The organism is Mesorhizobium sp. (genome assembly GCF_004962925.1).
Taxonomy (GTDB): domain Bacteria; phylum Pseudomonadota; class Alphaproteobacteria; order Rhizobiales; family Rhizobiaceae; genus Mesorhizobium.
Window position 1 is genome coordinate 4,063 of sequence record NZ_SUEO01000011.1, and the last position, 2,739, is coordinate 6,801.

The 2,739-nt window shown below is 62.6% G+C and carries 4 protein-coding genes; 1 reads left to right on the forward strand and 3 read right to left on the reverse strand.

What is annotated here, in order from left to right; translation table 11 throughout:
- The coding region (locus E5W87_RS04595) for a CCA tRNA nucleotidyltransferase (protein WP_292394459.1) at nt 1-923 on the forward strand (923 nt) is incomplete at its 5' end.
- Nucleotides 924-928: 5 nt separating this feature from the next.
- Here the strand turns inward: E5W87_RS04595 and E5W87_RS04600 are convergent.
- From E5W87_RS04600 to hemF, 3 genes are all read right to left on the reverse strand, one after another.
- Complete coding sequence (locus E5W87_RS04600) at nt 929-1,114, reverse strand: DUF1059 domain-containing protein (RefSeq protein WP_292394461.1); 186 nt, start codon at nt 1,112-1,114, stop codon at nt 929-931.
- A gap of 248 nt (nt 1,115-1,362) precedes the next feature.
- A complete protein-coding gene (locus E5W87_RS04605; protein WP_292394463.1) occupies nt 1,363-1,623 on the reverse strand; it encodes a DUF1344 domain-containing protein in 261 nt (86 codons plus the stop codon).
- Between the two features lie 248 nt (nt 1,624-1,871).
- Nucleotides 1,872-2,739, reverse strand: an 868-nt coding sequence (gene hemF / locus E5W87_RS04610; protein WP_292394465.1) for an oxygen-dependent coproporphyrinogen oxidase, incomplete at its 5' end; no start/stop codon positions are given.

Below are 2,739 nucleotides of genomic sequence, written 5' to 3' on the forward strand. Positions count from 1 at the left end.
ACTGGAAGGCCGACGCGCAACGGCGCGATTTCACCATCAACGCGCTCTATGCCGAGGCCGACGGCACCGTCGTCGACCTGGTCGGCGGCATCGCCGACATCAAGGCGCGCCGGCTGCGCTTCATCGGCGATCCGGAGGCGCGCATCCGCGAGGATTATCTGCGCATCCTGCGCTTCTTCCGCTTCTTCGCCTGGTATGGCGACGGCCGGCCCGATGCCGAAGGGCTGAAGGCTTGCGCCCGGCTCAAGGAGGGGCTCAGCCAACTCTCGGTCGAGCGCGTCTGGTCCGAGCTGAAAAAGCTGCTGGCAGCGCCCGATCCATCGCGCGCCTTGCTGTGGATGCGCCAGGCCAGCGTGCTCACCAGCGTTCTGCCGGAGAGCGAGAAATGGGGCATCGATGCGATCCATGCGCTGACCAGGGCCGAGAAGGATCTGGGCTGGACGCCGGACCCGCTGCTCAGGCTGGAAGCGATCGTGCCGCCGGATGTCGCGCGAATGAAGACGCTGGCTGAGCGGCTGAGATTCTCCGTCAGCGAAGCCGTCCGTCTCAGGCAGTGGGCACTGACCGCGCCTGTCGAGCCGAAGACGACCGAAACGGAACTCGCAAAACGGCTCTACCGTGGCGATCGTCAGGGCTTCGTCGATCGCTTGCGGCTGTCGCTCGCTTCGGCTCGAGCCCGCGCGGTCGAGGACAATGACGCGCTGCTCGAAGCCGGCGGCTTTTCGCGCCTGCTGGCCTTCGCCGGAAAATGGAAAAAGCCCGACTTTCCGCTCAAGGGCGCCGATCTGACGACGCTTGGCGCGTCGCCTGGGCCGAAACTCGGCGCAACCTTGAAAAACCTCGAAAACGAGTGGATCGAGTCCGGCTTTGCGCTGGATCGCGGCGCGCTCCTCAAGCGCGCCGCAGAAGCACTCGAAAGTTAGGCAAATCAGGCCGCGTCGCGGGCCTTTTCGATGCGCGAGCGGATGGCTTCGATCATCGTCTCGCGGATGATCGTCTCGCCATGCGTCTCACGCATGTGCTCGACCGCACGACGCATGATCTCGGCTTCCTCTTCGGCGCGCGTATGCCAGTCACAACCCGGAACGAGCGAGCCGCAGTGGAATTCCTTCATCGGATTTCTCCCTTTTCCTCCTTGGAGCGCCGCGCACTCGCTTGGGCACGGAAGCTCCAGCACCTTTGATCGACGCATGATCCCTGTCGAAAACCGGTATCGGTACTCGGGTCATGCGCTGGCCGAGCAAGCATAACACGATCGGCAGGTTTTGGTTGCCGCAAAGACTGAAAAGGCGGAGCAGCGCTGCTCCGCCCTCTTACGCTACCCCAGGGACAAGACTGTGTTTTGCTCCAGCGGGCAGGCCGTCACTTCACGATCTTGACTGCCTCGGCAACTTTGTTCTTGCCGCTCATGTCCCACGAAACGCGGACCTTTTCGCCGGCCTTCAGGCCAGGATCCTTGAAGGCCTTGGGCAGCGTAAAGGTAGATCCGTCGTCCAGAACAAGGCTCATGGCCGTTCCATCGTAGGTCTTGATCGTTCCCGTGGTGTGCTTGACCGCTGCAAAGGCAGCGCCACCAGAGGTAAGAACGGCAGCAGCCGCAGCCGACATAATAAGCTTGCGCATGGCATGCTCTCCTGGAAAATGAGGGCACCTGATTGGGGAGTGCCTCACTCAATTATGGGCCGTCCGGTCGCGTCGGGTCGCGGTTCTAGAGGAGGCGAGAACCGCCGGCGTTTCCCGGCCCGGAAACGAAAAATAGTCTTGTTTTTTCAAAGGGATATTAGACGAAAAAGATATTCTGTGCGCCACATTCGCCGCCAAAATCAGGCGATTTGGACCTGATTGCGGCTCACGTCCAACTCACCGAGATTTTACGGCCATTTCACCTCTGGCGGCAGGCTGGACAGGATCGAGGCGACATTGCCGCCGGTCTTCAGCCCGAAGATGGTGCCGCGATCGTGAAGCAAATTGAATTCGACGTAGCGGCCACGGCGGATCAGCTGCTCGTCGCGGTCGCCGTCGGTCCAGTTGTCGTTGAAATTGGCCCGCACGAGATGCCCGTAGACGACGAGAAAAGCGCGCCCGACATCCTGGACGAAGTTGAAATCGGCGTCCCAACCGCCTCGGTCCTCGTCCGAATGCAGCCAGTCGAAGAAGATGCCGCCGGTGCCGCGCGGTTCGTTGCGGTGCGGCAGATAGAAATACTCATCGCACCAGGCCTTGAATTTCGCGTGGTCGGCCACCGCCGGATGTTTCTCGCAGGCGAATTGCATGGCGCGGTGGAAGGCAATCGTGTCGGGGTCGTCCTGGGTGCGGCGACGGTCGAGCACCGGTGTCAGGTCGGCGCCGCCGCCGAACCACTGGCGCGAGGTGACGACCATGCGCGTGTTCATGTGCACGGCCGGTACGTTGGGGTTCCACGGGTGCGCGATCAGCGAAATGCCGCTTGCCCAGAAGCGCGGGTCTTCCTCGGCGCCCGGCATCTGCTTCCTGAACTCCGGCGAGAACTCGCCATAGACGGTGGAGGTGTGTACGCCGACCTTTTCGAAGACGCGGCCACGCATCATCGACATGGTGCCGCCGCCGCCCTTGCCGGCGTCGCGCTCCCACGGCGTCTTTTCGAAGCGGCCGGGCGACCAAGAGGCCTGCGGCCCCTGCAGATCCTGCTCGATCTGCTCGAAAGCGGTGCAGATGCGTTCGCGTAACGTCTCGAACCACAGCCGCGCCTTCATCTTCTTC

Excerpts from the sequence above, each read along its gene's own strand:
- E5W87_RS04600 (WP_292394461.1), bottom strand. The coding sequence starts at position 1,114 with ATGAAGGAATTCCACTGCGGCTCGCTCGTTCCGGGTTGTGACTGGCAT.
- E5W87_RS04605 (WP_292394463.1), bottom strand. The coding sequence starts at position 1,623 with ATGCGCAAGCTTATTATGTCGGCTGCGGCTGCTGCCGTTCTTACCTCT.